Below are 24,608 nucleotides of genomic sequence, written 5' to 3'. Positions count from 1 at the left end.
ACCGTGCCTCGGGCGTCTAAGCGAGCTATTAGCGCCTTGACCTCACTAATTTCTAGCGCTTCGGTCATCCTTAACTTGGGCTACCGCTTTGTACCAAGCCGGGCAATGATTTCGCTGTTCTGCTTGTGCGCGTTGTGGGTGCCCCAAGCATTGGCTGTAAGCTTTCATACGCGCCGGATTTATCTGCGTAGCCTCATAGCCATAATCATGGGGTACCGGTGCTGCTGGCTCGTGGGAAATACCAGACGATTCATTATTCACCACTAAAATCAGCTCTAGCTAGGACTTTAAGGTTTTGGTTAGCGACCGGCCCAATGCGCCATGCCCTTGGCTAGTCATTGCGGCTTTAGAGCTAAGGGTGGCGACATTTCTTATCCCGGAAATAAACAGCTAACTAACTGTCTTGGAGAGATAAAAGGTTGAGCCCGTTTTCAGTCAGCGCCAACACCTGACATTAATGGTCCCATGGGCGGCATTGGAGTACCGGACTGATTACTCTGAAGGCGTGCGGATTGTCAAAAAACCAGTGCCTATTGACTACAAACCTTCCCCTTCTGGAGGTTAGCTAATCTAAGAATCGCTATGGAGCCTGGCGGATCCTATGGACCAGACCCTCCAGAAAGCATGTCCGACGGACGGCAGTTCGATGTATTGACATATCGGTAAATCTCGATATTATTGGGTCATGAAATTGATAAATATTTACAAAGCTCTTTCAACAACCACGCGCCTTTAAGTCCTGAAGGGTTTGAAGGAACACGTGAAGAACGCTCCTCTACAGGATGACGTGGACGTTTATACGGAGGATGCCAGTGGCATTCAACGGGAAAGAGTCGTAAACATTTATCTACATATATCGATAATTCTCTATATCCCTTTTTGCCGAAGCGAGAACTTAAAATGAACATTAAAAAGCAAATTATCACCGCCGTAATCCTGAGCAGCCTGTCCGTCAGTGCTTTTGCTGTCCCATCCGTCAATTTGCAAGCTGAAGGTGGTGGCGACCGCACCCATGAGCGTCAGCAGGAGCGCATGCGTATTGCTGAAGGCGGTGGTGACCGTACCCATGATCGTCAGCAGGAGCGCATGCGTGTTGCTGAAGGTGGTGGTGACCGCACCCATGATCGTCAGAAGGCGCGCATGCGTATTGCTGAAGGTGGTGGTGACCGTACCCATGAGCGTCAGCAGGAGCGTATGCGTGTTGCTGAAGGCGGTGGTGACCGCACCCATGATCGTCAGCGGGAGCGTATGCGTGTTGCTGAAGGCGGTGGTGACCGTACCCATGATCGTCAGAAGGCGCGCATGCGTATTGCTGAAGGTGGTGGCGACCGTACCCATGAGCGCCAAACTAATCTAATACGTACCACCTAAACCACCTGGCCGATGGGGCAAGGACAAGCGTTCTCGGTAACCGGGCTGCGATAAGCAGACGAGAACGCCCTCGCTTACAACTTGAAGTGGGTCACTAAAGTTCTCGGTCCCAGCGGTTTAATGAAAACGCTATCCGCCTGAAGAGGTCTCTATTTTTGCTAGCCTTCCCACCAACGCCCTGCAGATAAGGGCAGTGGTCAAAATGGTGTCGCTTCATTCCGAGTGCCAAGTTGGATGGGCACAGAATGGACACATTTTGGACACATGAAAAACAAAAGGGCCTAGGTTTTCACCTAAGCCCTTTGTTGTATTTGGCGCACCAGGCGGGATTCGAACCCACGACCCCTGCCTTCGGAGGGCAGTACTCTATCCAGCTGAGCTACTGGTGCGTTGCGGGCGCAATGATACGCATCTAGTTCGCGGGCGTCCATGGGCATGGTTTGTTCGTGATTCTGCACAAAATATGTACGGCTGGCAGTCACTCGTCTGTCAAAAGAATAAATAACGGCTTAAATCGTTAATTTTTTCGAACAGACTATTGCCCTTTACCCCTTACGACCCTAGGATTCGTTTGAGATTTCAAACACACGCCCTGAATCTGATCGGAACTCGCCAGCCCCATGCTGCTCGAAACCCTTACAGGCCAGGTTGATGCTTGATCCGCGCGGCCATTCGACCGACATTCTTTCATATTGGGCACACGCCTAGGCTCCCATAACAACCTCCCGGTTTTAGCGCCGGTATTCAGGAGACTGCCATGCAATTGCAAGACACTCAGCTATTTCGTCAGCAGGCTTATATCGATGGCGCCTGGTTGGACGCGGATAGCGGCCAGACCATCAAGGTGACCAATCCCGCGACCGGCGAGACCTTGGGTACTGTGCCAAAGATGGGCGCAGCAGAAACACGTCGTGCGATCGAAGCTGCTGACCGTGCGTTGCCGGCTTGGCGTGCGCTGACTGCCAAGGAGCGTGCTAACAAGCTGCGCCGTTGGTTTGAATTGTTGATCGAAAATCAGGACGACCTGGGTCGCCTGATGACGCTGGAGCAGGGTAAGCCGTTGGCTGAAGCCAAGGGTGAGATTGCCTATGCGGCCTCGTTTATCGAGTGGTTTGCAGAAGAAGCCAAGCGCATTTATGGCGATGTGATTCCTGGTCATCAGCCTGACAAGCGTCTGATCGTTATTAAGCAGCCGATTGGTGTGACTGCGGCTATTACGCCGTGGAACTTCCCGGCTGCGATGATCACCCGAAAAGCCGGTCCAGCGTTGGCAGCAGGCTGCACCATGGTGATCAAGCCTGCATCGCAAACGCCTTTTTCGGCGCTGGCGCTGGTGGCGTTAGCTGAGCGTGCGGGTATCCCTAAAGGTGTGCTGAGCGTTGTGACTGGCAGCGCTGGCGATATCGGCGGCGAGCTGACCAGCAACCCAATCGTGCGCAAGTTGTCGTTCACTGGCTCGACCGAAATTGGCCGTCAGCTGATGGCTGAGTGCGCCAAAGACATCAAGAAAGTATCGCTGGAGCTGGGCGGCAACGCGCCGTTTATTGTGTTTGATGACGCCGACCTCGACGCCGCAGTTGAAGGCGCGATTGTTTCCAAGTACCGCAACAACGGCCAGACCTGTGTCTGTGCCAACCGTTTGTATGTACAGGACAGCGTTTACGATGCCTTCGCCGACAAGCTCAAGGCCGCAGTTGCCAAGCTGAATATCGGTGATGGCCTGACTGAAGGCACCACCACTGGCCCGTTGATTGACGATAAAGCTGTCGCCAAGGTGCAAGAGCACATCGAAGACGCAGTCAGCAAAGGCGCCAAGGTGCTTACTGGCGGCAAACCGCACAGCAAGGGCGGTACTTTTTTTGAGCCAACCATTTTGGTTGATGTGCCGCTGAACGCTGCCGTTGCCAAAGAGGAAACATTTGGTCCGCTGGCACCACTGTTCCGCTTTAAAGATGAAGCGGAAGTGATTGCCATGTCCAATGACACCGAGTTTGGTCTGGCCTCGTACTTCTATGCCCGTGACATGGGCCGCGTGTTCCGTGTGGCCGAGGCACTGGAATATGGCATGGTTGGCGTCAACACTGGCTTGATCTCGAATGAAGTCGCGCCATTCGGTGGCATCAAGGCCTCTGGCCTGGGCCGTGAAGGTTCCAAGTACGGTATTGAAGACTATCTGGAAATCAAATACCTGTGCCTGAGCGTCTGATCCTTAAACGCGCGGCTTGATAGCCCGCGGGTGATGGCTGAAAGGTTAGCTGGCAAGAGTCAGCCGGGTCTTTTGGTCATCCCCCTTGTTTTAAATAACCCTGTGACCGGGGAGGGCGTAGCAGTCGATCATCGTATGCTGCTGCGTTTGACGCTGGTTGCGCAGTCCTTGAACCACGCCGCACGATGAGCGGTGAATGAGGAAGACATGAGCAAGACTAACGAATCATTGATGCAACGCCGTACCGCCGCTGTTCCACGTGGCGTTGGCCAGATCCATCCGATTTTCGCTGAAAAAGCGGAAAACGCGACGGTAACCGATGTTGAAGGGCGCGAGTTCATCGACTTTGCGGGCGGTATCGCGGTGCTCAACACCGGCCACCTGCATCCAAAAATCGTTGCAGCTGTTCAAGAACAGTTGACCAAGCTTTCCCACACCTGCTTCCAGGTTTTGGCTTACGAGCCATACGTTGAAGTGTGCGAGAAGATCAACGCCAAGGTTCCGGGTGATTTCGACAAGAAAACCCTGCTGGTCACCACCGGTTCCGAAGCCGTAGAAAATGCGGTGAAGATTGCTCGCGCCGCAACCGGTCGTGCTGGCGTTATTGCCTTCACCGGCGGTTATCACGGCCGCACCATGATGACGCTGGGTCTGACCGGCAAGGTCGTACCTTATTCAGCAGGCATGGGCCTGATGCCGGGCGGTGTCTTCCGTGCGCAGTATCCGTGCGAGATTCACGGTGTGAGCACTGATGATGCAATCGCCAGTATCGAGCGCATCTTCAAGAACGACGCTGAGCCAAAAGACATCGCAGCAATCATCATCGAGCCTGTTCAGGGTGAAGGTGGTTTCTACGTTGCGCCGAAAGACTTCATGAAGCGTCTGCGCGCACTCTGCGACCAGCACGGCATTCTGTTGATCGCTGACGAAGTCCAAACCGGCGCTGGCCGTACCGGAACCTTCTTCGCCATGGAGCAGATGGGTGTTGTGCCTGACCTGACCACTTTCGCCAAGTCGATTGCTGGCGGTTTCCCGTTGGCTGGTGTATGTGGCAAAGCTGAATACATGGACGCTATCGCGCCAGGCGGTTTGGGCGGCACTTATGCCGGTAGCCCGATTGCATGCGCCGCGGCTCTGGCGGTCATGGAAGTGTTTGAAGAAGAAAACCTGCTGGATCGCAGCAAGGCTGTCGGCGAGCGTTTGGTTGCTGGCCTCAAGGCTATTCAGGCCAAGCACAATTCCATCGGTGATGTGCGTGCGCTGGGCTCGATGATCGCTGTTGAGCTGTTTGAAGGCGGTGATCACCACAAGCCAGCGGCAGCGCTGGTTGGGCAAGTGGTGGCAAAGGCCCGCGACAAAGGCTTGATCCTGTTGTCGTGCGGTACTTATGGCAACGTGTTGCGCGTGCTGGTGCCGCTGACTGCAGAAGATGCATTGCTGGACAAGGGCTTGGCGATTATCGCTGAGTGTTTTGACGAGCTGGCGTAAGCCATAGTGCAAAAAGCCCGCTTTGGCGAAATGCCGAAGCGGGCTTTTTTGCATCTGTAGGTAGAGCAACGCTCTATATGTCCGCAGTTGTATTGGTCCAAACTCAGCTTGCGGGTCGAGCTGGTGGACAAGCTTCTCGTTGTCACACCCTACCGTTCAGCGGGCGATGAAGGTTTTCGCAAATATCAGTGTACCCACACCCCATGCGGCGTTAACCAGGAAACCGATCAGGAAACGACCCGGCAACTGAGCCATATCGAAGCCCATGCCCTTGAGCGGGAAAACCACCAGCAGTGCGACTAGAGTTAATACAACACCGCCAAATAGCAGGCCTTTTACCCACGGTTGCGGCTTTTGTGCATCCCAACGCAATACGTTAAGCATCACTATTGCCCAAACCCCGCCCCAGAATGAGGCAGAGATCAACGCCGGAATCCCCAGCGGCAGCGTTGCGGCCATGTTAAAGGGTGCAAAGGGCACGATGCCGGTGGCGTGCAGCAGGCCCAGAATCGGTTGATGGAAGAAGGGGACAGCGAGAAACCCAGCGAGAAAAAACAAAACTATGCGCGGCATAAAGAGCTCCTGAAACATTTCGATTAATGTACGCGGACTTTGTACAAGTTTTGTAGAACAATACAGTAAGTTTTAGCTGTGCGCTGACTGTAACAAAGGCTGAATTAATAGCTCTATATCGCATACTTTTCATTGGAGCCCCCTGTGCACGCGATGTTACCGCTGCTCGACCGCTTGGCCTTTCCCGCTATTACTCGCGGCGAGCTTGAGGCTTTGCAGGTCAATCTAACCTATGTGTGCAACCAGCGTTGCCTGCATTGCCACGTCAACGCGGGGCCTACGCGTACAGAATCCATGACCGATGAAAGCCTTGCGCTGCTGCATCAGGTGATTGATGCGCATCCTGTACATACGCTCGATTTGACCGGCGGTGCGCCGGAGATGCACCCGCGTTTCCGTGAAATCGTCATGCATGCGCGGCGTGAAGGGTTGCGGGTGATTGATCGCTGCAACCTGACCATCTTGAGCGAGCCCGGTTATGAAGATCTAGCTCAGTTTCTTGCCGAGCACCAAGTCGAAATCAGCGCTTCAATGCCTTGTTATTCGCGTGACAACGTGGACAAGCAGCGGGGAGACGGTGTTTTCGATGCCAGCATCATCGGTCTGCAAAAACTCAATGCCCTGGGTTATGGCAAAGAAGGCAGTGGCTTGATTCTGAACCTTGTGTTCAACCCGCAAGGCGCAAGTTTACCGCCGCCACAGGAAGCTCTTGAGGCTGACTACAAGCGTCATTTACAGGAAGACTTTGGCATCGCCTTTAACCACTTGCTGACCATCACCAACCAGCCGATTGCCCGCTTTGGCAGCACTTTGGTCAGCAAGGGTCAGTTCAACAATTACATGCAGCTCCTGCGTGACAGTTATCGTGCTGAAAACGTTGAAGGTTTGATGTGTCGTTCGCTGGTAAGCGTTGACTGGCAAGGCTACTTATACGATTGCGATTTCAACCAGATGCTCGATTTACCACTGGAACTGCAAAGTCAGGTAATCAGCCGCCAGCGTCCGCACTTGAGCGACCTGCTTAACGCCACGCTGGCTGGCAACAGTATCGTGACCCGTGACCATTGTTTCGCGTGCACGGCTGGACAAGGTTCCAGTTGCGGCGGCGCGCTCAACTCCTAAGGAATAACCTATGCAACCCAACAGTGCTCTCGGCCTGTTTTTTTGGGGTTTTTTGGTGCTGTACGGGGTGTTGATGGTGATGCTATCGCCGCGCGCCGTCACCATCGGTGGTTTCTTTCATGGTGAAGATAACCAGGGGCGTAGCGCTGCACCCTGGCTTTTGACATCAAGCATCTTTATAAGCTGGATCTTCGCCAAGTCGGTGACCAATGCCGCCAATCTTGGCGCTAGCTACGGCTTGATCGGTGGTTTGGCCTACGCCACATATTGGTTGGCGATTCCGCTGACTGGCTTTGTGATTTACCGGCTGCGGCGCAAGTTTGCGGCAACTGGATTGGTCAGCTTTCTGAGCTCACATTACGGGCGCGGCGCGGCATTGGCCTTTACTGCTGCGATCTTGATCCGCCTGTTCAACGAGGTCTGGAGCAATACCGCAGTGGTCGGCGGCTATTACGGTGACTCGGGCAGCACTGGGTTTATCACCGCCGCATTGCTATTCACAGCAGTAACACTGGCTTACAGCCTGCGTGGCGGCTTGCGCAGTTCGATCCTGACGGATGCTGCGCAAGCGGCAATCTTCGTTGTTGCCCTGGTCTGGGTGCTTGGCTTGGTATTGCCGCAGCACTCCGTCGCTGAATTAACCAGTACCAGCCATTGGGCCTTTAATGGCGGCGTGGATCTGCTTCTGGTCGCGGGTTTGCAAGTGTTTAGCTACGGCTTCCATGATCCGGTCATGACTGATCGTGGTTTTATCAGCGAAGAGAAAACCATGCGCCGGGCGTTTGTGATTGCGGGCGTACTGGGCTTTTTCGCGATTCTCGCCTTCAGCTTGATTGGCGTCCATGCGCAACTCTCGGGGCTGGCTGCATCCAGCAATGTGCCAGCTGATCTCGCCAAGTCGATGGGCGTCGCCGCGTTGATGGTGATGACCGTGGTGATGGTTTCAGCCGCAGGCTCGACGTTGGATTCAACCTTCTCCAGCTTGGCCAAGTTGGCGGGCCGCGAATTGCCTAATCTGGCTGGGCGCGATCTAGGCCAGAAAGCGATTGGCGTCGGTATGGCGGTGATGGTGGTGTTTGCCTTGCTCGGTAACCTGCCAATGCTTGCTGGCACAGACATTCTCAAAGCCACCACCATCAGCGGCACAATGGTGATCGGTCTGGCGCCAGTGTTTATTCTTCACGGCATAGTCAAGCCGACGCGTCTCGGGTTCCATCTGAGCTTTTGGTGTGGCTTGCTGTTGGGCCTTGCATTGAGCCTTGGTTGGATACCGCAAAGCTGGGCAATCGGCGACGGTAACTATGCGTTATTGCTGGGTACCAATTTATATGGGCTGATTCTTTGCACGCTGGGTTATGCATTGCCGGGGCTTTTCTGCTCGGCGCCTAACGCCTCATCTGTCTCCAGAAGGAACTGAACATGAGCCAATTGATCCCGCGCCAAACAGTACCCGCATTGAGCGTTAAGCTGATGCCTGAAGGTCAATGGACCTTGAATGCCAATGCGCCGAAAAACTTCACCATGCTGGTGTTCTATCGCGGCCTGCATTGCCCGCTATGCCGCAAGTCATTGCAAGAGCTCAATGGTTTGGTTGAGCGCTATGCCGCGCTGGGCGTTGAGGTGATTGCACTGTCGACCGACAGCCATGAACGTACGCAGAAGACCCAGGCCACCTGGACAATCGGCAATGTGCCTTTGGGTTATGGCCTGAGCATCGAGGAGGCGCGTAGCTGGGGGTTATTTATTTCCGAGGGTAAGCCAGGCCCGCAAGAGCCGGAGATTTTTGCTGAGCCGGGTGTGTTCCTGGTGCGTCCGGATGGCAGCTTGTATATGTCTTCGGTCAACACCATGCCATTTGCTCGTCCACATTTTGACGAGTTGCTCGGCGCGGTCGAATACGTAATCACCAACAACTACCCGGCACGCGGCGAAGCCTGATCATGGAATTACGCGCTGGTCGCGATTGCCCGCTGGACTACCGCCTGCCTGCGCAGGCTTTCACTGCGCAGCCGCTGTTTAGTTGCGACACGTTGTATGTGGTCGGCGGTTTGTATGGCAATCGTCAAGCCTTGGCAGCGCTGCAGCGACGAATTCAATCCGAGCCGCAAGCGCGGGTAGTCTGCAACGGTGATGCGCATTGGTTTGATTGCGATCCGCAGATATTTCAGCAGATCGAACAAGGCTTGAGCGCCTATACATTGCTGCGCGGCAATGTTGAAACTGAACTGGGCCGCGACAGTGATAGCGGGGCGGGCTGTGGTTGTGCATATCCAATGTCGGTTGACGGCAGCGTGGTCGAACGCTCGAATGCCATGCAACAGCAACTCAACCGAACCGTTCAAGGTCTGCCCGGAATGGCTGCACAGCTAGCGGCGCGACCAGCAACTGCACTGGTTGAAGTGGGCGGACGGCGTGTGGCTATCAGTCATGGCGATGAGCAATCGCTGGCGGGCTGGCAATGCTCGCGTGAGGCACTGAGCGAGCCTGAACGGCAGCAGGCGTTGGACCAGTGGCTGCAAGACTGCGCCTGTGAAGTATTGGCCACCAGCCATAGCTGCACTGCGGTTGCACTTAACCTGCAACATGGCGCTGTGATCAATAACGGCGCAGCGGGAATGCCAAACTTCAGCGGCGGTCGTTATGGAGTGATCACGCGTATTGCCACCACGCCACATGCAGCAGCGCTCTATCGCGCCGAGCGCGACGGTTTGTTTATCGAATCCTTGGCGCTGAATTACGATCATCAACAATTTATCAATGACTTCGACCGCCAGTGGCCAGCATCTAGTCCGGCGGCGTTGTCGTATCGCTCACGTATCCAAGGCCAGGCACTGTTACCGGTGTCAGGCGCTTTACTGGCGGGCTTTAGCCTGTGTCAAAGCCTATGCGCCATGGAGGCGCTTAACTAATGAATACCCGCAAAATTTTGTTAATGGGCGTGATCCTGGCGCTGCTCGGTAGTTTCTTTGTTTTCGACTTGGGCCAATACCTGAGTCTGGATGCACTTAAAGCCCAGCAGGCATCACTGAATGCGCAGGTCTCGGCGCAGCCGCTGCTGGCTGCAGGTGTCTTCTTTGTTATTTATGTCGCGGTGACCGCGCTGTCGTTGCCCGGTGCGGCGCTGATGACCCTGCTCGGCGGTGCATTGTTTGGGCTCGGGCAAGGCTTATTACTGGTCTCGTTTTCCTCGGCTATGGGCGCTACCTTGGCCATGCTCAGCAGCCGCTTCTTGTTGCGTGACTGGGTGCAAAAGCGCTTCGGCAAGCGTTTAGCGAGTATTGATCAAGGGATTGAGCGTGAAGGTGCGTTCTATTTGTTCGCTTTGCGTCTGGTGCCGCTGTTCCCGTTCTTTCTGATCAATCTGGCCATGGGCCTGACGCGTCTACCGGCACGCACATTCTGGTGGGTCAGTCAGTTGGGCATGTTGCCGGGAACGCTGGTCTACGTGAACGCCGGTCGTGAGCTTGGCAAAATTGACTCGTTGAGTGGAATCCTCTCGCCGGGTTTGATCGGTGCATTTGTTTTGCTCGGTATTTTCCCGATTATCGCGCGCAAGTTGCTTGGCTTGATTCAGGCCCGTCGCATCTACAAAAACTGGATTCGTCCGGATTCTTTCGATCGCAATTTGGTGGTGGTTGGCGCAGGTTCTGGCGGCTTGGTCAGCGCTTATATTGCGGCAGCGGTGAAAGCTAAAGTCAGCTTGATTGAAAAGCACAAAATGGGCGGCGATTGCCTGAATACAGGTTGCGTGCCGTCGAAGGCGTTACTGCGTTCGGCCAAGTTTAGCGCTGAGTTGAAAAAAGCCGATGCGTTGGGTTTTCGCGCGGCCCATGCTGAAATTGACTTCCCGGCGGTGATGGAGCGTGTACAGCGAGTTATCAGTGATATTGAGCCACATGACTCAGTTGAGCGTTACACCGGTCTGGGCGTTGAAGTGATTACCGGCGAGGCGAAAATTACTTCGCCGTGGACTGTTGAAGTCAACGGTCAGACGCTGAGCGCTCGCAGCATGATTATTGCCGCTGGCGCACGGCCTCTGGTGCCCAATATTCCGGGGCTTGATCAGGTGCAGATGTACACCTCCGACACCATCTGGAATTTGCGTCAGCAACCACGGTGGATGTTGGTGTTGGGCGGCGGGCCAATTGGTTGTGAGCTGGCGCAGGCGTTCCAGCGCCTGGGCTCCCAAGTGATTCAGGTTGAACTGGCTGACCGTTTGCTGCCGCGCGAAGATGAGGATGCCAGCGAGCAGGTAATCAACAGCCTGCGTAACGATGGCGTCGATGTGCGCTTGCTGCATAAAGCCGAGCGCTTCGAACTGGTCGACGGTGAACAACGGATGGTCGCACGGCGCATGGATACCGGTGAGGAAGTCACCATCGCCTTTGATTGCTTGCTGATGGCGTTGGGCCGGGTGGCGAATGTCAGCGGTTATGGCGCTGAAGACCTTGAGCTGACGGTACGTCCAAACGGTACGCTGGAAACCGACGAATACCTCGCAACACGCTTCCCCAACATTTACGCGGTGGGCGATGTAACCGGGCCTTACCAGTTCACCCACGTGGCTGCGCATCAGGCTTGGTTCGCGGCGGTTAACTCCCTGTTCAGCGGTTTTAAGCGCTTTAAAGTGGATTATCGGGTGATTCCGTATTGCACTTTCACCTCGCCGGAAATCGCGCGGGTGGGGTTGTCTGAGACTGAGGCTCAGGCGCAGGATGTTGCTTATGAAGTCACCCGTTATGAGATCGATGATCTCGACCGGGCGATTGCAGATGAAGCTGCACATGGTTTTGTCAAAGTTCTCACTGTGCCGGGTAAAGACCGCATTCTTGGCGTCAGCATCGTTGGTGAGCATGCCGGTGAGTTGCTGGCTGAATATGTGCTGGCGATGAAGCACAACCTTGGGCTGAATAAGATTCTCGGCACCACGCACAGCTATCCAACCATGGCCGAGGCGAATAAATACGCCGCCGGTGAATGGAAGCGTGCCCATGCGCCGCAAGGACTATTACGTTGGGTTGAGAAATTCCATGGCTGGAGGCGCGGTTGATACGCCTGCCAAGCCTGTTGCTGCTTGCCTGTGTCTTGACGCAGGCAAGCTTTGCTCGGGCCGATAATCAGTTGCAGCCATGGACCTCCGGCCCGCCAGCGGGCGAGTGGTCAAGCCCTTGGCGGCTGGCGGATATTCCTAAGCTGAAACCTTCGACCCGCACTCTGGAAACTCAGGATGGTCGACAGGTTTTGCATATCAAGGCGGATGCAGCTGCGGGCGGCTTGTTGCACCCGCTGGACCTTGCCGGTGACAAACCGTGGATATTGAGTTGGCAGTGGCGTACGGAAAAGCGTTTGAGCAAAGCAGCATTTGCCACGCGTGATGGTGATGACTACAGCGCTCGGGTGTATGTGCTGCTGGATTATCCGCTTGATGACTTACCCTTTTTGACCCGGCAAAAAATCCGTTTGGCGCGCACTTTCTATGACCCGGACCTGCCCGCCGCGACTTTATCTTATGTGTGGGACAACAAAGCGGCGCCCGGTGCGCACTCGCGCAGCGCCTATACCGATCAGGTGGAGATGCAAGTACTGCGTGGCCCGCAAGCGCCACTCGGTAAGTGGCTGGACGAAAAACTCAACCTGCGCGCCGATGCGATTGCCGCTTTTGGCAGTGCGCCGCGACGGATTATCGGCGTGGTGTTTGCTGCGGATAGCGATAATACCGGTGAATCGGCTGAGAGCTATTTTGCTGCACCGACCCTGAAGCTTGAAGCGCAATAAAACACAGCGGCAACATCCGCTGTGTTTTTATTTGAGCATTGCAGGCGACGCTTAAGCCGTCTGTGTTTCTGGATTTTCCTGAGCTTGGTCTTTGCGCTGCCAGCGGTTAGCGCGGCTAAAAGTGCCGAAGTCGTTAAAACGCACACCTGCCTCACGCATCACTTTATGGGCGAAAGGTACGCTCAGTTGGCGAATATAGAAGGGCTCCTTGACCACGAAGTGATGGATCGCGTGGCTGCTGCCAAAGTTGAAGCAGAACGCTTGTAGCGGCCACATCCACCAAGGGTTCAGCACTTGGGTTTGCTGTATCACATTGCCCAGTTCTACATCGCCGTAATAGTGCATGTTAGAGCTGACAAAGTGCAGGCAGAAGGTGCGCAGCACATTGGGGCCAACCAATACCACCACCGCAATATTCACCCCATGCATAAACTGCAGGGTGCTGGCCGACCAGTCGATCGGCATGCCGAGGCCGCTGCTGAGAAGATCAATGGCGTGGAAACCGAGGAACAAATACCAGGTGCCCCAATTGAGCAATGCCAGCGGTGCGTAAACCATCAATGAGCGCTTGAGGATTTTCCAGCGGATTTGGGCTGTTGGCGCTCGAACCGCGCGAATAACGGTGGACATGACGTTATCGCCAACCATTAACAAACGTGCAATGCCCCAAGGTTCGCCGTTGGTGATGGCACGCTCTTCGATATCCTGCTCGGTGCCGGAAACCTTATGGTGATTAAGGTGCAGGTGGCGTCTGACCCACGGGTTTATCGTGCTTGGGCGAGCCATCCACACCAGCGCCATCATCAGGTTGTGCGGGATGCGTTGTTTGCGAAAATACATTGAGTGAATCAGGTCGTGTTCAAGTTCATGGGTCAATGATGCAAAAAACGCATTCAGTAACAGGCATGCCCACCACGCCATATAGCCGCCGATGTACAGTGCTGCAGAGCCGATCATTCCAAGTAGGGCAAAGGTCAGAATCCCAGCACCCAAGGCATCCTGATGCTGTAAAACCGGAAAACGCTGGCGCAGCTCAACGCCATGCGCCAGTACTGTTTGACGAATATGCGCTGATCGTTGCTGGTCATTCATCGCGTCAACGCTTGCAGAATCGTTGGACATAACCTCATCCTCTTAATTATGGGTCGCAAAACCTTATGGTGAATGTCTTAACCATGTGCTATTTGCGCTGTGTGCGCCCAACCGAGTACGCCAACCTGTTGACTGGATACGCCAACCTGCATGACCAATGAAGCGACTACTCTAGCCAGTTGGATCCGCGCACTGCGTAAGCAGCTCGATGTATTGGGGCTCGATAGCGAGCAGCTGTGCGCACAGGCAGGGTTTGAGCTCGGCGCGCTGAATGATCCCAATGGCCGTTGTCCGCTGTCGGCCACCACGCGGCTTTGGCAGTTAGCGGTCGAGGCCAGCGGTGATCCGGCACTGGGTCTTAAAACCTCGCAGTTTGTGAGCCCAACGACATTTCATGCGCTCGGTTATGCGCTGATTGCCAGCTGCAGCATGCGTGAGATGTTCGAGCGTACAGTCCGCTATTACCGTGTTGTCAGCGATGCTATGGAGCTGGAACTACGCGAATGTGCGGACTGTTATGAGTTCCGCTTTCTCACTGTACCCGGCAACCTGGCGCCTGCGCCCGAGGCGCTCGATGCATTTGCGGCAATCTACGTGCGCAGTTGCCGTAATCGATTGGGGCGTGACTTTGCGCCGTTGGCGGTTTATTTGCAGCGGCCTGAGCCTGCAGACCCCGAGCCTTGGCATGCGGTGTTTCGTGCGCCGTTGGTTTTTTCGGCAGCCGAGAATCTATTACGCTTTGCCAAACCTGAATTTGAGCAGCAGCTTGATGATGGTAATCCTGAGCTGGCTGAGCATAACGAGGTGGTGCTTAAGCGTAACCTGGAGCAATTACAGGGACCGCACTGGGTCCGCAAGGTACGCGCTCGCCTGCAAGCACAATTGCCCGAGGGCGAGCCCTCGGCAGAGCGCATTGCACAAGCCCTGCACATGAGCTTACGCAGCCTGCAGCGGCACTTGGCTGATGAAGGTACAAGCTATGAAGCTGTGCTTGCTGAGACTCGTCATGCGTTGGCTTTGCAGCACATTCGCGAAGCCAATTGCTCGATTAGTGAAATTGCCTATTTACTTGGCTTCTCAGATGTCAGTAGCTTTAGTCGCGCCTTCAAGCGCTGGACTGGGCAGGCACCGAGCCAATACCGCGAGACTCTCAAGGATGACTAAAAAAGCGTTATGAATGACTACGATTTAATTTTGGTCGGTGCTGGCCACGCGCACCTTGGGGTATTGCGGCGCTGGGCGATGCTTGAGCGTCCGCCAGGACGTATTGCTTTGGTCAGCGCTGATCCGCAAGCCTGGTATTCAGGGATGCTTCCCGGTTTACTTGCTGGCCGTTTTTCAGCACAAGATTGCGCTGTTGAACTGCAACCTGTGTGCCGCGCTGCCAAGGTTGATCTAATCATCGGCCAAGTCGCATCGATCTCCGCCGAGCAACGCAGGGTGACGCTCGCTGAGGGGCGCGAACTGAACGCTCAATGGCTGTCGCTCAATGTGGGCGGTCAAATTGCCCCTTTGGCGCAACAAGGCGATGTTATGCACTGCCTGGCAGTTAAACCTTTTGCGCAGTTCTTGGTGGGCTGGCAACAATTGCAGCAGTCGCCCAAGCCATTAGCCATTATTGGCGGTGGCGCAGCAGGGGTAGAGCTGGCATTGGCGCTTGCCGATAAAGTGCCGCAGTTATCGCTGTTTTGTGCGGGTAAATTGCTGGCTGGGCATAGTCCTGGGCTGCATCTGCGGGCGATCGGCGCGCTGCGCCAACGTCGGGTGCGGCTACGTGAATACAGTCCGGTAAGTCGCATCGAAGACGACCAGTTATTCAGCGAGGGTGAGTTGGTTTGGCGCGGCGAGCGGGTGTTGTTGGCAACGGGGGCGCAAGCATTACCCTGGCTCGGGCAAAGCGGCTTGCAGTGTGATGCGCGCGGTTTTGTGCAAGTTCTGCCAACGTTGCAGAGTCAATCACATGGGCAAGTCTTTGCAGTAGGCGATTGTGCAAGCTTACCCGGCGTCCGCAAAAGCGGCGTTTACTCGGTCCGTCAGGGGCCAGTATTGGCGCACAACCTGATGGCCGCATTGCGTGAGCAGCCGTTCAAAAACTACCGCCCGCAAAAGAACAGCCTGGCACTGCTGGCCACTGGCGATGGTGGCGCACTGCTGGCGTGGCGCGGCCTCAGTGCGGGTGGACAAATCTATGGTCGCTGGAAGGATTACCTCGACCAGAGCTTTATTCGTCGGCATAGGTTTTCGGGATAGTCAGCACCGAGTGCTTGATTGTTTAGTCAAAAATAATCTGAACATGTAAAAAATCTGCTTTAACAAACATTGTGCGCTGTGCCAGTCTTCAGCTCTATGAGTTCGCCAGCGCTTCTTTCTAGCCAGACCGTATTTGTTCCGTTGTCACGGGAGCGGTTGTGCTTTGCTGCAAACCGGGTGAACCCTCTCTTCCCGAAAGTTCTTGCCTTCTGGGCGCTTTGGCACTGCCGACATGCGCGCCCTCCCGATGGGGTTTTCCCCGCGACCTGCTAACCGTCTGCCGTTTCGTGCATTCGCCGGTGATCCTCAGCAGCCGTCATATGCTGCTCTATTGCTTATCCCGCCTGCCAATTGGCAAGTGACTTATGCGCACTGCTGCGCTATCGAGATCCCATGCAATTTGCTCAAGTGCAAGAAGCTGAAAAATTTCTGGCTGATAATCCTGATATCGAGATGTTTGAGTTATTCATTCTCGACGCGAACGGCGTGCCCCGCGGCAAGCTGTTGCATCGTGATGAATTACTCGCTGTGTATAAAACCGGGCGCCCACTGCCGAGCACTATTCTGGGTTTGACCATGAATGGTGATGACGTTGAGGACTCGGGTTTAGTCTGGGAGGTGGGCGATATTGATTGCCGCGCCTATCCGTTATCCGGCAGCCTGACCCGTATGCCTTGGCGGCAGATTCCTACTGCTGCGGTGCAGGTCAGCATGCACCCAACGGAAGGCTTGCCAGCCACTGTGGCCGATCCACGGCATCTGCTGGTGCAGGTGATTGAGCGATTGAAGGCTGACGGTTATCACCCGGTAATGGCCTGTGAGCTGGAGTTTTATCTGCTTGATCAGAAGCGCGATGCACATGGCCGCCCGCAACCTGCTCTGGATGTTGATGGCGGTCGTCCGCGTAGCACACAGGTCTACGGTTTGCGTGAGCTGGAGCAGATTGAGCCGTTTCTGGCAGACCTCTACAGCGCCTGCAAAACCCAAGGTATTCCGGCGCGCACGGCAATTTCTGAATATGCACCGGGGCAAGTTGAAATCACCCTGGAGCATGGCGATGCGCTAGAAGCCATGGATCAAGCCGTTCGCTACAAGCGCATCGTTAAAGGCGTTGCCCACAAACACGGCATGCAAGCTTGCTTTATGGCTAAGCCTTACGATGATTTAGCCGGTACCGGCATGCATATGCACGTCAGCCTGGCCGATGCACAGGGCAACAATCTCTATGCCAGCGAAAATCCAGCGGGTACGCCGCTGCTGGGCATGTCAGTGGCGGGGATGCTCAATGCCTTGCTTGACTCGTTGCTGTTGTTCTGCCCGAACGCCAACTCGTATCGCCGTTTCCAAGCCAATAGCTATGCGCCTTTAGCGCCAACCTGGGGAGTGGATAATCGCACCGTCAGCCTGCGCGTGCCGGGCGGGCCGGCGAACACCCGTCATGTTGAGCACCGTATCTGTGGTGCTGATGCCAACCCTTATCTGGCCGCTGCTGCAATTCTCGCAGCGATTCATCACGGCATCCGTCAGGAGCTTGATCCGGGCGCACCGGTCACTGGCAATGGCTATGCGCAAGCCACAGAACTGTTGCCAACTGATTGGCTGACCTCTTTGCGTGCGCTTGAAAACTCAAGTTGGGCGCGTGAGGCGCTGGGCGGCGAATTTCTTGATGTGTACATCGCGGTCAAGCGCGAAGAGCATCGTCAATTCATGGCTGAAGTGGGTGAGCAAGATTGGCGTTGGTACCTGACTAACGCCTGATCCAGCTAACCGATTAAGAAAGGATTTTTATATGAATGCTCAAGTAGATGTTGTGACCCCAGCAAGTGAGCGCTGCAAGTCGTATTACACGGCCACGCTTAACCAGGAAACCAATTATCCAAGTCTGCAAGGTCAGGTCAGTGTCGATGTGGTAATTATCGGCGGCGGCTTTACCGGTGTTGCCAGTGCGGTTGAGCTGGCTGAGCGTGGCTTGAAAGTTGCGATCGTCGAGGCCAAGAAGATTGGCTGGGGCGCAACAGGGCGCAACGGCGGTCAAGTCACCGGCAGCCTTTCGGGCGATGGCGCCATGCGTAAACAGATGCGCAGCAAGCTCGGCAGCGAGGTTGATGATTTCATCTGGGGCCTGCGCTGGCGCGGTCACGAGATCATCAAAAAGCGTGTGGATAAGTATTCGATCGCCTGTGATCTCAAATACGGTCACCTGCACGCGGCCTACAAGCCCAGCCACATGGATGACCTGAAGGCTGACTACGAAGAAGCAGTGCGCCGTGGTATGGGCGATGAGCTGACGCTGCTGGACCGCAGTGCGATGCGCAAGCATCTCGACAGTGAGCTGTATTACGGCGCGATCAAGAACATGCGCAACATGCACCTGCATCCACTGAACCTGTGTATTGGTGAAGCCAAGGCTGCAGAGAGTCTGGGTGCGTTGATTTTCGAGCACTCTGAAGTGCTGGAAATTGTCCACGGTGATAAACCTGCAGTGGTGACTGCACAAGGCCGGATCGATGCAAAACAAGTACTGCTGGCCGGCGATGTGTATCACCAGCTGGAACCGAAAAAGCTAAAAGGCATGATTTTTCCGGCCATGGGCGGGATTGTCACCACTGAGCCGCTTGGTGAGTTGGCGGATCAAATCAATCCACAAGATCTGGCCGTGTATGACTGTCGTTTTGTGCTCGACTATTTCCGCCTGACTGCCGACAAGCGTTTGTTGTTTGGCGGCGGCGCCAATTATTCGGGGCGTGATTCTCGTGACATTGCGGCAGAGTTGCGTCCGGGCATCGAGCGTACATTCCCCAAATTGAAAGGCGTTGATATCGACTTCCAATGGAGTTGTGCCATGGGCATCGTAATTAACCGTATTCCGCAGTTGGGCAAGCTTTCGGATAACGTTTGGTATTGCCAAGGCTATTCCGGCCACGGCATTGCCACGACGCACATCATGGGTGAAGTCATGGCCAATGCGTTGACTGGAAGTTTGGAGAAGTTCGACACCTTTGCAGGTTGTTCGCACATTAAAGTGCCATTTGGCGATGTATTTGGTAACCCGATGCTGGCCGTCGGGATGTGGTACTACCAACTGCTTGAGAAGCTGCGCTGATCCATTGTTGTCAGGTTATGATCTATGTAGTGACCTTAGCTACAGCGGAGAATAATAATGAAAACTCTGGTCGATCATCTGGCGCAATACGCGGCGTACCACCGCGATCAGCGAAATATTATCAGCCACTTTATCGGTATCCCGATGATTGTATTGGCCGTGGCGGTATTGCTGTCACGTCCAGGTGCTGAGTGGCTCGGGTTATGGTGGTCTGGTGCAGCACTTGTAAGCCTTGTCGCCGCCGTGTTTTACCTGAGGCTTGACCTGCGTTATGGCCTAGCCATGAGCGTTGGGCTGCTGCTGTGTGTCTGGGCTGGTGCGCTGCTGGCGCAGCAAAGTACAGCGTTGTGGTTGAGCTCGGGTATCGGTCTGTTTGTTATCGGTTGGGTGATCCAGTTTGTTGGGCATTATTTCGAAGGCCGCAAACCGGCTTTCGTCGATGATGTCATGGGTTTGGCAATCGGGCCGCTGTTTGTGGTGGCTGAAGCGACATTCCTGTTGGGATTACGCACTGAGGTTGAACAACAAGTCGTCGAGCGCTCCGGGCCGGTAAGACACCGGAGCGGCCAGCAATCAATTTAATACCCCCGATTCAAACTCTGGTGGACAAACTTCGCGTTGTCCACCTTACGGCTGTGCGGCGACAGAAGGGGTCGTCAGTTGGCGATCCATCCAGTTTTGCGTCAGCGTGCGTGAGTGGCGGTCAACCGTAATCGGGGCGAATGGCTTGCCTGAAACACTCTGCAGGGTATTGCTCTTGCTGTTCATGTCGGCGAGTGCGCTTTTTAGATATTCCCAGCGTGCTCTGAGTTTGTTCTGCGCCGGGTCGTCGTTTGATCCGAGATCATTGAGTTGACGATCAATCTTTGGCAGCAGAATACGTTCGTCCTGCCCTAAGTAAGTGTCGGGCTGCTCGCGGGCAATTTCAAAAGTGCCCATATAAGAGCGACTCAGGTATTGAACCGCAAGGTATTCAACCTCAACGGGCAACTCGTTATCACTGCCTTGTGGCATTTGTCGCGCCTCATGCAGAAACTCACGCAGCGCTTTGCTAAGTTCCTGAGGATAACGCCATGGAACGTTGTCTTCGCTGGGGCCATAGGAAACACCGTTGCGCAATTGGGTAACAAGCTCTGTGCGCGTGGTTATCAGGCTTTGGCTAGGCTGGGAAATAGCTTGCATGGCGCCATTTAGAGCCTGCAGATCATTTTCCAGGCGCTGTTGATGGGTCCTTTGAAAGCCTTCGCCACGCAACAATAGCAAGCTGCTGGTGGCGCGACAGGCATAGACCTGTGCGAGCTCGGCGGGGCTGAGCGCCGCCGCAAAAGTAATGGTTGGGAGGCTCGCCATGAACCCAATGATTAATATAAAAGCATTAGTAATCAAAAGCTTGGAACGCATTCCGGGGTGCTCCTTATTATTTTTGTGAGCAGTGCGGATAAGACTTTGCGCAGCGATACGCTGGGTTGTTGCCGTACATTAAGCGGCTGTAGACCCTTGTTATAGATTACTTTTCTGAGGGTGTTATGAAATTAGCCGAAAGAGTGATTTCATCAAGCATTTAGTGTTAATCATGTCCCGGCCGCTTCGGTTACACAGGCTAATAGCTTTGACTATCAGGGCAATGCTTTGGGCTCGGCGCTGCTAATTGGCTCTTGCGATGCGTATATGCAGCGGTCGCGGCCATCGCGTTTGGCCTGCAACAAGGCTGCGTCTGCCCGGTTGAGCGTTTGTGAGTAGCTTTCATCGCTTTGATGCTCTGCTACGCCGAAGCTGGCAGACACGCTCAGTAACTCAGTACTGACTCGCACAGCCAATGTTCGCAGACCGTTACGCACGCGCTCAATAACTTGCTCTGCCGCGCTAAGGTCGGTGTCGGGCAACAGGATCAGGAATTCTTCGCCGCCCCAGCGTCCGCAAAGGTCGTAGCCGCGGACCTCAGCCTGTAACACGCGGGCTATCTCCTCGAGCATGCGGTCGCCGATATCGTGACCCCAGGTGTCGTTAACTTGTTTGAAGTGGTCTACGTCAACCATCGCCAAGACAAATGTCTTGTTTTGGCGGGTGGCCCTCGCGACTTCTTCCTTGAGCCGTTCAATCAACATGCGGCGGTTGGCCAGAGCCGTCAGCGGGTCGCGGTTGGACGCTTCTTTCAAGGCGAGGTTCAGGTCGCGCATCATCTGCTGGTAGCGGTCAGAAATACGCGCGACTTTTTCCAGTTTTCGCAGTTGCTTGTTGTAGCGCTCGGACAACGACAGATTTTGCTCGCGGGCCAGGGATTGATAGCCATCAGAGATTCGCGCAATGCGCTCGATGCGGCCAAGATGCTCAATATTCTGCTGGTGCAGGCGTTGCAGTGCATCACGTAGAGGGTGATCGGTATAAGCAGGATCAGCCAGCAGGCTTTCTATCAGCAGATCTAGGTCGCGCTCGCGATTCATACATTACTCGTCTAACGTGCTGATAGTGAACGCAAATGTACAGTCTTCTCGGAATTCTTCAGCGAGTTCCGCGACACGCTCGTTACGGCTGTCGTAAAGCCAGGTGACACTCACTTCTCGGCCCTGATTATGCGCCTCTTCAAGCAGGTCGAAGATGTCCATCATGGCTTTGATTGAACTGGTATTGAGGTACAAAAGCCTTAGTTGTAGCGCTAGAGGGCGAGGTTCTTGCCCCAAAAAACGCTCAACCCATTGAATGACCTGATCGTACAGCTCAAATGAGTTCTCGGGATAAGAATCCCCTTGCATTGCTAGCACACCAGCTACCCAATCACCATGAATGGCCGGTGTAGATTGGGTGCTAGCGATATTAAGTTCGCTCATGGTTTTACTCTCAATATCCTTATTTCAAATGACCACGCTAAGACTGAAAAAAGCTCTGCCGTCTTGTTGCTCACGCAAGCTGGTGCGCATGGGGGCGCTGGATTTACGGGCAATATCCAGTAAACCAAGGCCCGCACCACTACTGGCACCTTCTTCGCGTGGTTTGCGCAACTGTTCTTTATAGGCGGCTTTGAGCTGAACTTTGTCTAGCGTAGATAATTGTGTAACAAAGTCGACCAGCTTCCGACCGTCGTCCAGCGATACCAGGTTGCCTGCCGATACTACGTAGCGGTCTTCGTCATCGCGCGAAATGGCTACTGTGGCAGAGGCGTCTTGATCACTAAAGCCCTTCTGGGTCGCATAATGCCTGATGTTTTGCGTCATCTCGATGTAAACCGCAAATACGTCCATTGCCGCCGAAGGTTTGGCTTGTTCAGCCTGCATATAATTACGCAGTGCGTTGCCGATTTCTTCGATCAGGCTGCGTGATATCGGGCCATTGAAGCAAAGCATGACGCGCTGGCGATTGTAGTTTTCACGCATTGCAAGTAGGTCTAACGATTCCATAGTCGCCCTTGTTATTGTCTGCTCTTATGAATATGAGGGGAGCTTATCGGCCCGCCTCTTTCTACCCGGCATTTCAATTTTACAGCTGGCTGTTCTGGTCGAAGCGAAAGGACAGCACTGTGATGTCATCACGTTGCGGCAGCTCGCCTTGATACTCAGCGAGTATTGCGGCAAATAGTTCAGCCTGCTCGGCTAACGGTAATTGCCCATGCTTTTGCAGCATAGCGGTGAAACGCTTATTACCAAATCCGAAGCCATGCTCGCCGCCAGCCTGATCGAGGAATCCGTCAGTACACATGTAGTAGGTCCAGTCGGGGCCTAATGCTAGCTCGACGTTTGCGTATTCGCCTTTACGTTTGTCACCCAACGCTCTGCGACCACCACGCAACTCTTTGACCGCTTCACCATCAGTGGCAAACAGGCCAATCTTGGCCCCAGCGAATAATAGCTTGTTGTGGCTGGGGTTAACCCAGACCAAACCGGCATCGGTATTGGTCGCCAGTGCACGAGATAGTTGCGCATCACCCAACATGCCCCGCAGCGCGAGGTCTGTTTCGCGCAGAATAGCCGCAGGATCATCTTCGCCAGCGACACCAATAGCGTGGTCGATAGCCGCGCGGGCGAGCATGGTCATCAGCGCCCCGGGGACACCATGACCTGCGCAGTCGAAGACGCCGAGCAAATAGCCGTTGGGGTGTTCGCGATACACATAAAAGTCGCCGCCGACCGTATCGCGCGGCTGCCAAAGGACAAACTGCTGCTCACCGAGCGATGCATTGAGCTGACGATCTGGCAGAATCGCGCGCTGGATCAAGCTGGCGTAGTCGATTGAGTCATCAATCTTCTTATGTGCTGCGACCATCTCCCGGTTCGCCTGCTCCAGCGCGTGGGTACGCTCTTGCACTTTGCCTTCCAGTTCTCGCGTGTGTTGCAGCACTTGGTCAGCCATGCTCGAAAATGCTTGAGTCAGCTCGCCAATTTCATCGTTACGAGCATCGGGAAGTGGTTCCTCATAATGGCCCGCAGCAATTGCCAAAGCGGATCGGCGTAGCCCCATGATTGGCCTTACCACCAGGCTTTCAACGGCGTAGGCAAAACCCAGCAAAAGCACGGCAAGCAAGGCGACAAAGCTGATCAGCAGTAACCATAACCAGCGGCTGTCGACGACATTGGCAGCCTGCAGGTCAACCGAGGTCATGACATACCACTTGAGTGGTTCGATGTAGGCAAGTGCCAGCAAACGCGGCTTGTCGTTAACCATCGCGTCCATGGTTTTGACCCGATTCGGTTCGGTTAGCGCCTGCAGCATGATCTGGCGCAGCAATTGGCGATCGTTGCGGTTACTCAGGTATTCGAATATATCGGTGCCGTTTGCTGCGTGATTATTCTTAGGCTGTGCCTGAATAATGCCGTCGTGATTAAACAGCATCGGCGTGACGCCCGGTTCGGTTCTGGCGAACAGTTCGTCAATAAAGGGTTTGAGGCTCAACTCGCTGCCAGTGACGCCGAGCAGTTTGTTCTGCGCATTACGTACTCGCACGTTGAAGCGGATCTTGCTGGCGTTATGCTGTTCGTCTAGCTCAATGCTAAGGCTGTAGTCAGTTGGGTCTTCACGCAGGGCAAAGTACCAGGCGTCTTTTGGATCACTTGCGCTGAGGGTGTAACGGCGAATCTGACTGACAGGACTGTCTTCATCGTTGCGATAAAGGTTCAGTGATGAGTCGACGATGATGAAGTAGGATTTATCCAGAAAATCGCTGCGAAAACCTTCCGCCTCATCAAAAAAACGCGTTCGGTGTACCGAGCTGCTTTCGTCTTGCAGCCACTGCCGGGTGCCGAGTGAGTTAGCCAAGCGTTTTGATAATGCCAATTCACGGCTCAAGGGCGCAGCAATTTGCTGACGATGTAGGAGGGTGAAGTTACGTGCGTAGGCTTCGCCAAAGTGACCACGAATATCGCCAAGCGCGCGCCAGCCAAAAAGTGCTGCTGGTATAAGTGCTATAGCGCATGCAAGCAAGACTGCGAGCGCAGACTTACTCCGTAATCCCCATTTTGCAGCCATACGCTATGTCCTTTAGCCGCGGAGCTCCGATGAGCTATGCGCTTTATAAATAGTGTTGGCGGTAGATCGCCAATTATAGCGTTTGCTTGAAAGTCGCAAATGTCTGACTTAGAGACATGGATCACAAATAAGTGATGCAGTTGGGTGGAAATGCGACAGGCTTTTGGATAAAAG

21 protein-coding genes and 1 tRNA gene are annotated in these 24,608 nt (G+C 54.5%); 14 read left to right on the top strand and 8 right to left on the bottom strand.

Features of this window, described 5'->3' with window-relative positions; translation table 11 throughout:
- Positions 1–900: 900 nt before the first annotated feature.
- Complete coding sequence (locus tag ACN0UH_RS18155) at positions 901–1,371, top strand: hypothetical protein (protein WP_417663376.1); 471 nt, start codon at positions 901–903, stop codon at positions 1,369–1,371.
- 312 nt (positions 1,372–1,683) lie between these two features.
- Here ACN0UH_RS18155 and ACN0UH_RS18150 read toward each other — a convergent pair.
- Positions 1,684–1,760, bottom strand: a tRNA-Arg gene (locus ACN0UH_RS18150).
- A gap of 368 nt (positions 1,761–2,128) precedes the next feature.
- Here ACN0UH_RS18150 and gabD point away from each other — a divergent pair.
- Together gabD and gabT are read left to right on the top strand one after the other, a co-directional pair.
- Positions 2,129–3,577, top strand: coding sequence for an NADP-dependent succinate-semialdehyde dehydrogenase (gabD, locus tag ACN0UH_RS18145; RefSeq protein WP_417663375.1), 1,449 nt, complete (start codon positions 2,129–2,131; stop codon positions 3,575–3,577).
- Between the two features lie 207 nt (positions 3,578–3,784).
- Positions 3,785–5,065 (top strand): 4-aminobutyrate--2-oxoglutarate transaminase, encoded by a 1,281-nt coding sequence (gene gabT / locus ACN0UH_RS18140; protein WP_417663374.1) that lies wholly within the window; start codon positions 3,785–3,787, stop codon positions 5,063–5,065.
- A gap of 156 nt (positions 5,066–5,221) precedes the next feature.
- On the opposite strand, the gene ACN0UH_RS18135 is transcribed toward gabT, so the two are convergent.
- Complete coding sequence (locus ACN0UH_RS18135; protein ID WP_417663373.1) at positions 5,222–5,638, bottom strand: hypothetical protein; 417 nt, start codon at positions 5,636–5,638, stop codon at positions 5,222–5,224.
- Positions 5,639–5,791: 153 nt separating this feature from the next.
- On the opposite strand from ACN0UH_RS18135, the gene arsS reads away from it, so the two are divergent.
- Genes arsS through ACN0UH_RS18105 form a run of 6 tightly spaced genes read left to right on the top strand, consistent with a single transcriptional unit; the run spans position 5,792 to position 12,535 of the window.
- On the top strand, positions 5,792–6,760 hold the full coding sequence (gene arsS / locus ACN0UH_RS18130; RefSeq protein WP_417663395.1) for an arsenosugar biosynthesis radical SAM (seleno)protein ArsS: 969 nt from the start codon (positions 5,792–5,794) through the stop codon (positions 6,758–6,760).
- A gap of 10 nt (positions 6,761–6,770) precedes the next feature.
- Positions 6,771–8,177, top strand: a complete 1,407-nt coding sequence (locus tag ACN0UH_RS18125) for a sodium:solute symporter (RefSeq protein ID WP_417663372.1) — start codon at positions 6,771–6,773, stop codon at positions 8,175–8,177.
- Positions 8,178–8,179: 2 nt separating this feature from the next.
- Positions 8,180–8,698 carry a redoxin domain-containing protein gene (locus ACN0UH_RS18120; protein WP_417663371.1) on the top strand — a complete coding sequence of 173 codons (519 nt, stop codon included), beginning with the start codon at positions 8,180–8,182 and terminating at the stop codon, positions 8,696–8,698.
- A gap of 2 nt (positions 8,699–8,700) precedes the next feature.
- Complete coding sequence (locus ACN0UH_RS18115; protein WP_417663370.1) at positions 8,701–9,669, top strand: hypothetical protein; 969 nt, start codon at positions 8,701–8,703, stop codon at positions 9,667–9,669.
- On the top strand, positions 9,669–11,810 hold the full coding sequence (locus tag ACN0UH_RS18110; protein WP_417663369.1) for an FAD-dependent oxidoreductase: 2,142 nt from the start codon (positions 9,669–9,671) through the stop codon (positions 11,808–11,810). The genes ACN0UH_RS18115 and ACN0UH_RS18110 overlap by 1 nt, the downstream gene beginning before the upstream one ends.
- Positions 11,807–12,535 (top strand): DUF3047 domain-containing protein, encoded by a 729-nt coding sequence (locus tag ACN0UH_RS18105; protein ID WP_417663368.1) that lies wholly within the window; start codon positions 11,807–11,809, stop codon positions 12,533–12,535. Before ACN0UH_RS18110 ends, ACN0UH_RS18105 begins: the two co-directional genes overlap by 4 nt.
- 51 nt (positions 12,536–12,586) lie before the next feature.
- Here the strand turns inward: ACN0UH_RS18105 and ACN0UH_RS18100 are convergent, their stop codons facing one another.
- Positions 12,587–13,657 (bottom strand): fatty acid desaturase, encoded by a 1,071-nt coding sequence (locus ACN0UH_RS18100; RefSeq protein ID WP_417663367.1) that lies wholly within the window; start codon positions 13,655–13,657, stop codon positions 12,587–12,589.
- 120 nt (positions 13,658–13,777) lie between these two features.
- Between ACN0UH_RS18100 and ACN0UH_RS18095 the strand changes: the two genes are divergently transcribed.
- The 5 genes from ACN0UH_RS18095 to ACN0UH_RS18075 all read left to right on the top strand — a co-directional run bounded on the left by ACN0UH_RS18095 (position 13,778) and on the right by ACN0UH_RS18075 (position 19,562).
- Positions 13,778–14,791, top strand: a complete 1,014-nt coding sequence (locus ACN0UH_RS18095) for an AraC family transcriptional regulator (RefSeq protein WP_417663366.1) — start codon at positions 13,778–13,780, stop codon at positions 14,789–14,791.
- Between the two features lie 9 nt (positions 14,792–14,800).
- Positions 14,801–15,877, top strand: a complete 1,077-nt coding sequence (locus ACN0UH_RS18090) for an FAD-dependent oxidoreductase (protein ID WP_417663365.1) — start codon at positions 14,801–14,803, stop codon at positions 15,875–15,877.
- 393 nt (positions 15,878–16,270) lie between these two features.
- The gene (locus ACN0UH_RS18085) at positions 16,271–17,635 is read left to right on the top strand and encodes a glutamine synthetase family protein (protein WP_417663364.1); all 1,365 of its coding nucleotides are present in this window, start codon (positions 16,271–16,273) and stop codon (positions 17,633–17,635) included.
- A 31-nt stretch (positions 17,636–17,666) separates the two neighbouring features.
- Positions 17,667–18,980, top strand: a complete 1,314-nt coding sequence (locus tag ACN0UH_RS18080) for an NAD(P)/FAD-dependent oxidoreductase (protein WP_417663363.1) — start codon at positions 17,667–17,669, stop codon at positions 18,978–18,980.
- A 57-nt stretch (positions 18,981–19,037) separates the two neighbouring features.
- Complete coding sequence (locus tag ACN0UH_RS18075; RefSeq protein WP_417663362.1) at positions 19,038–19,562, top strand: DUF962 domain-containing protein; 525 nt, start codon at positions 19,038–19,040, stop codon at positions 19,560–19,562.
- Positions 19,563–19,607: 45 nt separating this feature from the next.
- Here the strand turns inward: ACN0UH_RS18075 and ACN0UH_RS18070 are convergent, their stop codons facing one another.
- The 5 genes from ACN0UH_RS18070 to siaA all read right to left on the bottom strand — a co-directional run bounded on the left by ACN0UH_RS18070 (position 19,608) and on the right by siaA (position 24,434).
- Entirely contained in the window at positions 19,608–20,381 is a 774-nt protein-coding gene (locus tag ACN0UH_RS18070; RefSeq protein ID WP_417663361.1) for a hypothetical protein, read from the bottom strand.
- Between the two features lie 215 nt (positions 20,382–20,596).
- Complete coding sequence (gene siaD, locus ACN0UH_RS18065; RefSeq protein ID WP_417663360.1) at positions 20,597–21,421, bottom strand: biofilm regulation diguanylate cyclase SiaD; 825 nt, start codon at positions 21,419–21,421, stop codon at positions 20,597–20,599.
- A 3-nt stretch (positions 21,422–21,424) separates the two neighbouring features.
- Entirely contained in the window at positions 21,425–21,805 is a 381-nt protein-coding gene (gene siaC / locus ACN0UH_RS18060; RefSeq protein ID WP_087515143.1) for a biofilm regulation phosphoprotein SiaC, read from the bottom strand.
- Between the two features lie 24 nt (positions 21,806–21,829).
- Positions 21,830–22,372: a biofilm regulation protein kinase SiaB gene (gene siaB / locus ACN0UH_RS18055; RefSeq protein WP_417663359.1), complete on the bottom strand. Its 543-nt coding sequence runs from the start codon at positions 22,370–22,372 to the stop codon at positions 21,830–21,832.
- A gap of 79 nt (positions 22,373–22,451) precedes the next feature.
- Positions 22,452–24,434, bottom strand: a complete 1,983-nt coding sequence (gene siaA / locus ACN0UH_RS18050) for a biofilm regulation protein phosphatase SiaA (protein ID WP_417663358.1) — start codon at positions 24,432–24,434, stop codon at positions 22,452–22,454.
- Between the last annotated feature and the right edge of the window lie 174 nt (positions 24,435–24,608).

The organism is Pseudomonas sp. (assembly GCF_048265905.1).
GTDB lineage: Bacteria > Pseudomonadota > Gammaproteobacteria > Pseudomonadales > Pseudomonadaceae > Aquipseudomonas.
Note: the sequence above shows the minus strand (reverse complement) of the source record. Positions and strands in the feature narration are given on the sequence as shown.

Bases quoted from the DNA above. Each gene is read 5' to 3' on its own strand.
- ACN0UH_RS18155 (WP_417663376.1), top strand. From the start codon at position 901: ATGAACATTAAAAAGCAAATTATCACCGCCGTAATCCTGAGCAGCCTG.
- gabD (WP_417663375.1), top strand. From the start codon at position 2,129: ATGCAATTGCAAGACACTCAGCTATTTCGTCAGCAGGCTTATATCGAT.
- gabT (WP_417663374.1), top strand. From the start codon at position 3,785: ATGAGCAAGACTAACGAATCATTGATGCAACGCCGTACCGCCGCTGTT.
- ACN0UH_RS18135 (WP_417663373.1), bottom strand. From the start codon at position 5,638: ATGCCGCGCATAGTTTTGTTTTTTCTCGCTGGGTTTCTCGCTGTCCCC.
- arsS (WP_417663395.1), top strand. From the start codon at position 5,792: ATGTTACCGCTGCTCGACCGCTTGGCCTTTCCCGCTATTACTCGCGGC.
- ACN0UH_RS18125 (WP_417663372.1), top strand. From the start codon at position 6,771: ATGCAACCCAACAGTGCTCTCGGCCTGTTTTTTTGGGGTTTTTTGGTG.
- ACN0UH_RS18120 (WP_417663371.1), top strand. From the start codon at position 8,180: ATGAGCCAATTGATCCCGCGCCAAACAGTACCCGCATTGAGCGTTAAG.
- ACN0UH_RS18115 (WP_417663370.1), top strand. From the start codon at position 8,701: ATGGAATTACGCGCTGGTCGCGATTGCCCGCTGGACTACCGCCTGCCT.
- ACN0UH_RS18110 (WP_417663369.1), top strand. From the start codon at position 9,669: ATGAATACCCGCAAAATTTTGTTAATGGGCGTGATCCTGGCGCTGCTC.
- ACN0UH_RS18100 (WP_417663367.1), bottom strand. From the start codon at position 13,657: ATGTCCAACGATTCTGCAAGCGTTGACGCGATGAATGACCAGCAACGA.
- ACN0UH_RS18095 (WP_417663366.1), top strand. From the start codon at position 13,778: ATGACCAATGAAGCGACTACTCTAGCCAGTTGGATCCGCGCACTGCGT.
- ACN0UH_RS18090 (WP_417663365.1), top strand. From the start codon at position 14,801: ATGAATGACTACGATTTAATTTTGGTCGGTGCTGGCCACGCGCACCTT.
- ACN0UH_RS18085 (WP_417663364.1), top strand. From the start codon at position 16,271: ATGCAATTTGCTCAAGTGCAAGAAGCTGAAAAATTTCTGGCTGATAAT.
- ACN0UH_RS18080 (WP_417663363.1), top strand. From the start codon at position 17,667: ATGAATGCTCAAGTAGATGTTGTGACCCCAGCAAGTGAGCGCTGCAAG.
- ACN0UH_RS18075 (WP_417663362.1), top strand. From the start codon at position 19,038: ATGAAAACTCTGGTCGATCATCTGGCGCAATACGCGGCGTACCACCGC.
- ACN0UH_RS18070 (WP_417663361.1), bottom strand. From the start codon at position 20,381: ATGCGTTCCAAGCTTTTGATTACTAATGCTTTTATATTAATCATTGGG.
- siaD (WP_417663360.1), bottom strand. From the start codon at position 21,421: ATGAATCGCGAGCGCGACCTAGATCTGCTGATAGAAAGCCTGCTGGCT.
- siaC (WP_087515143.1), bottom strand. From the start codon at position 21,805: ATGAGCGAACTTAATATCGCTAGCACCCAATCTACACCGGCCATTCAT.
- siaB (WP_417663359.1), bottom strand. From the start codon at position 22,372: ATGGAATCGTTAGACCTACTTGCAATGCGTGAAAACTACAATCGCCAG.
- siaA (WP_417663358.1), bottom strand. From the start codon at position 24,434: ATGGCTGCAAAATGGGGATTACGGAGTAAGTCTGCGCTCGCAGTCTTG.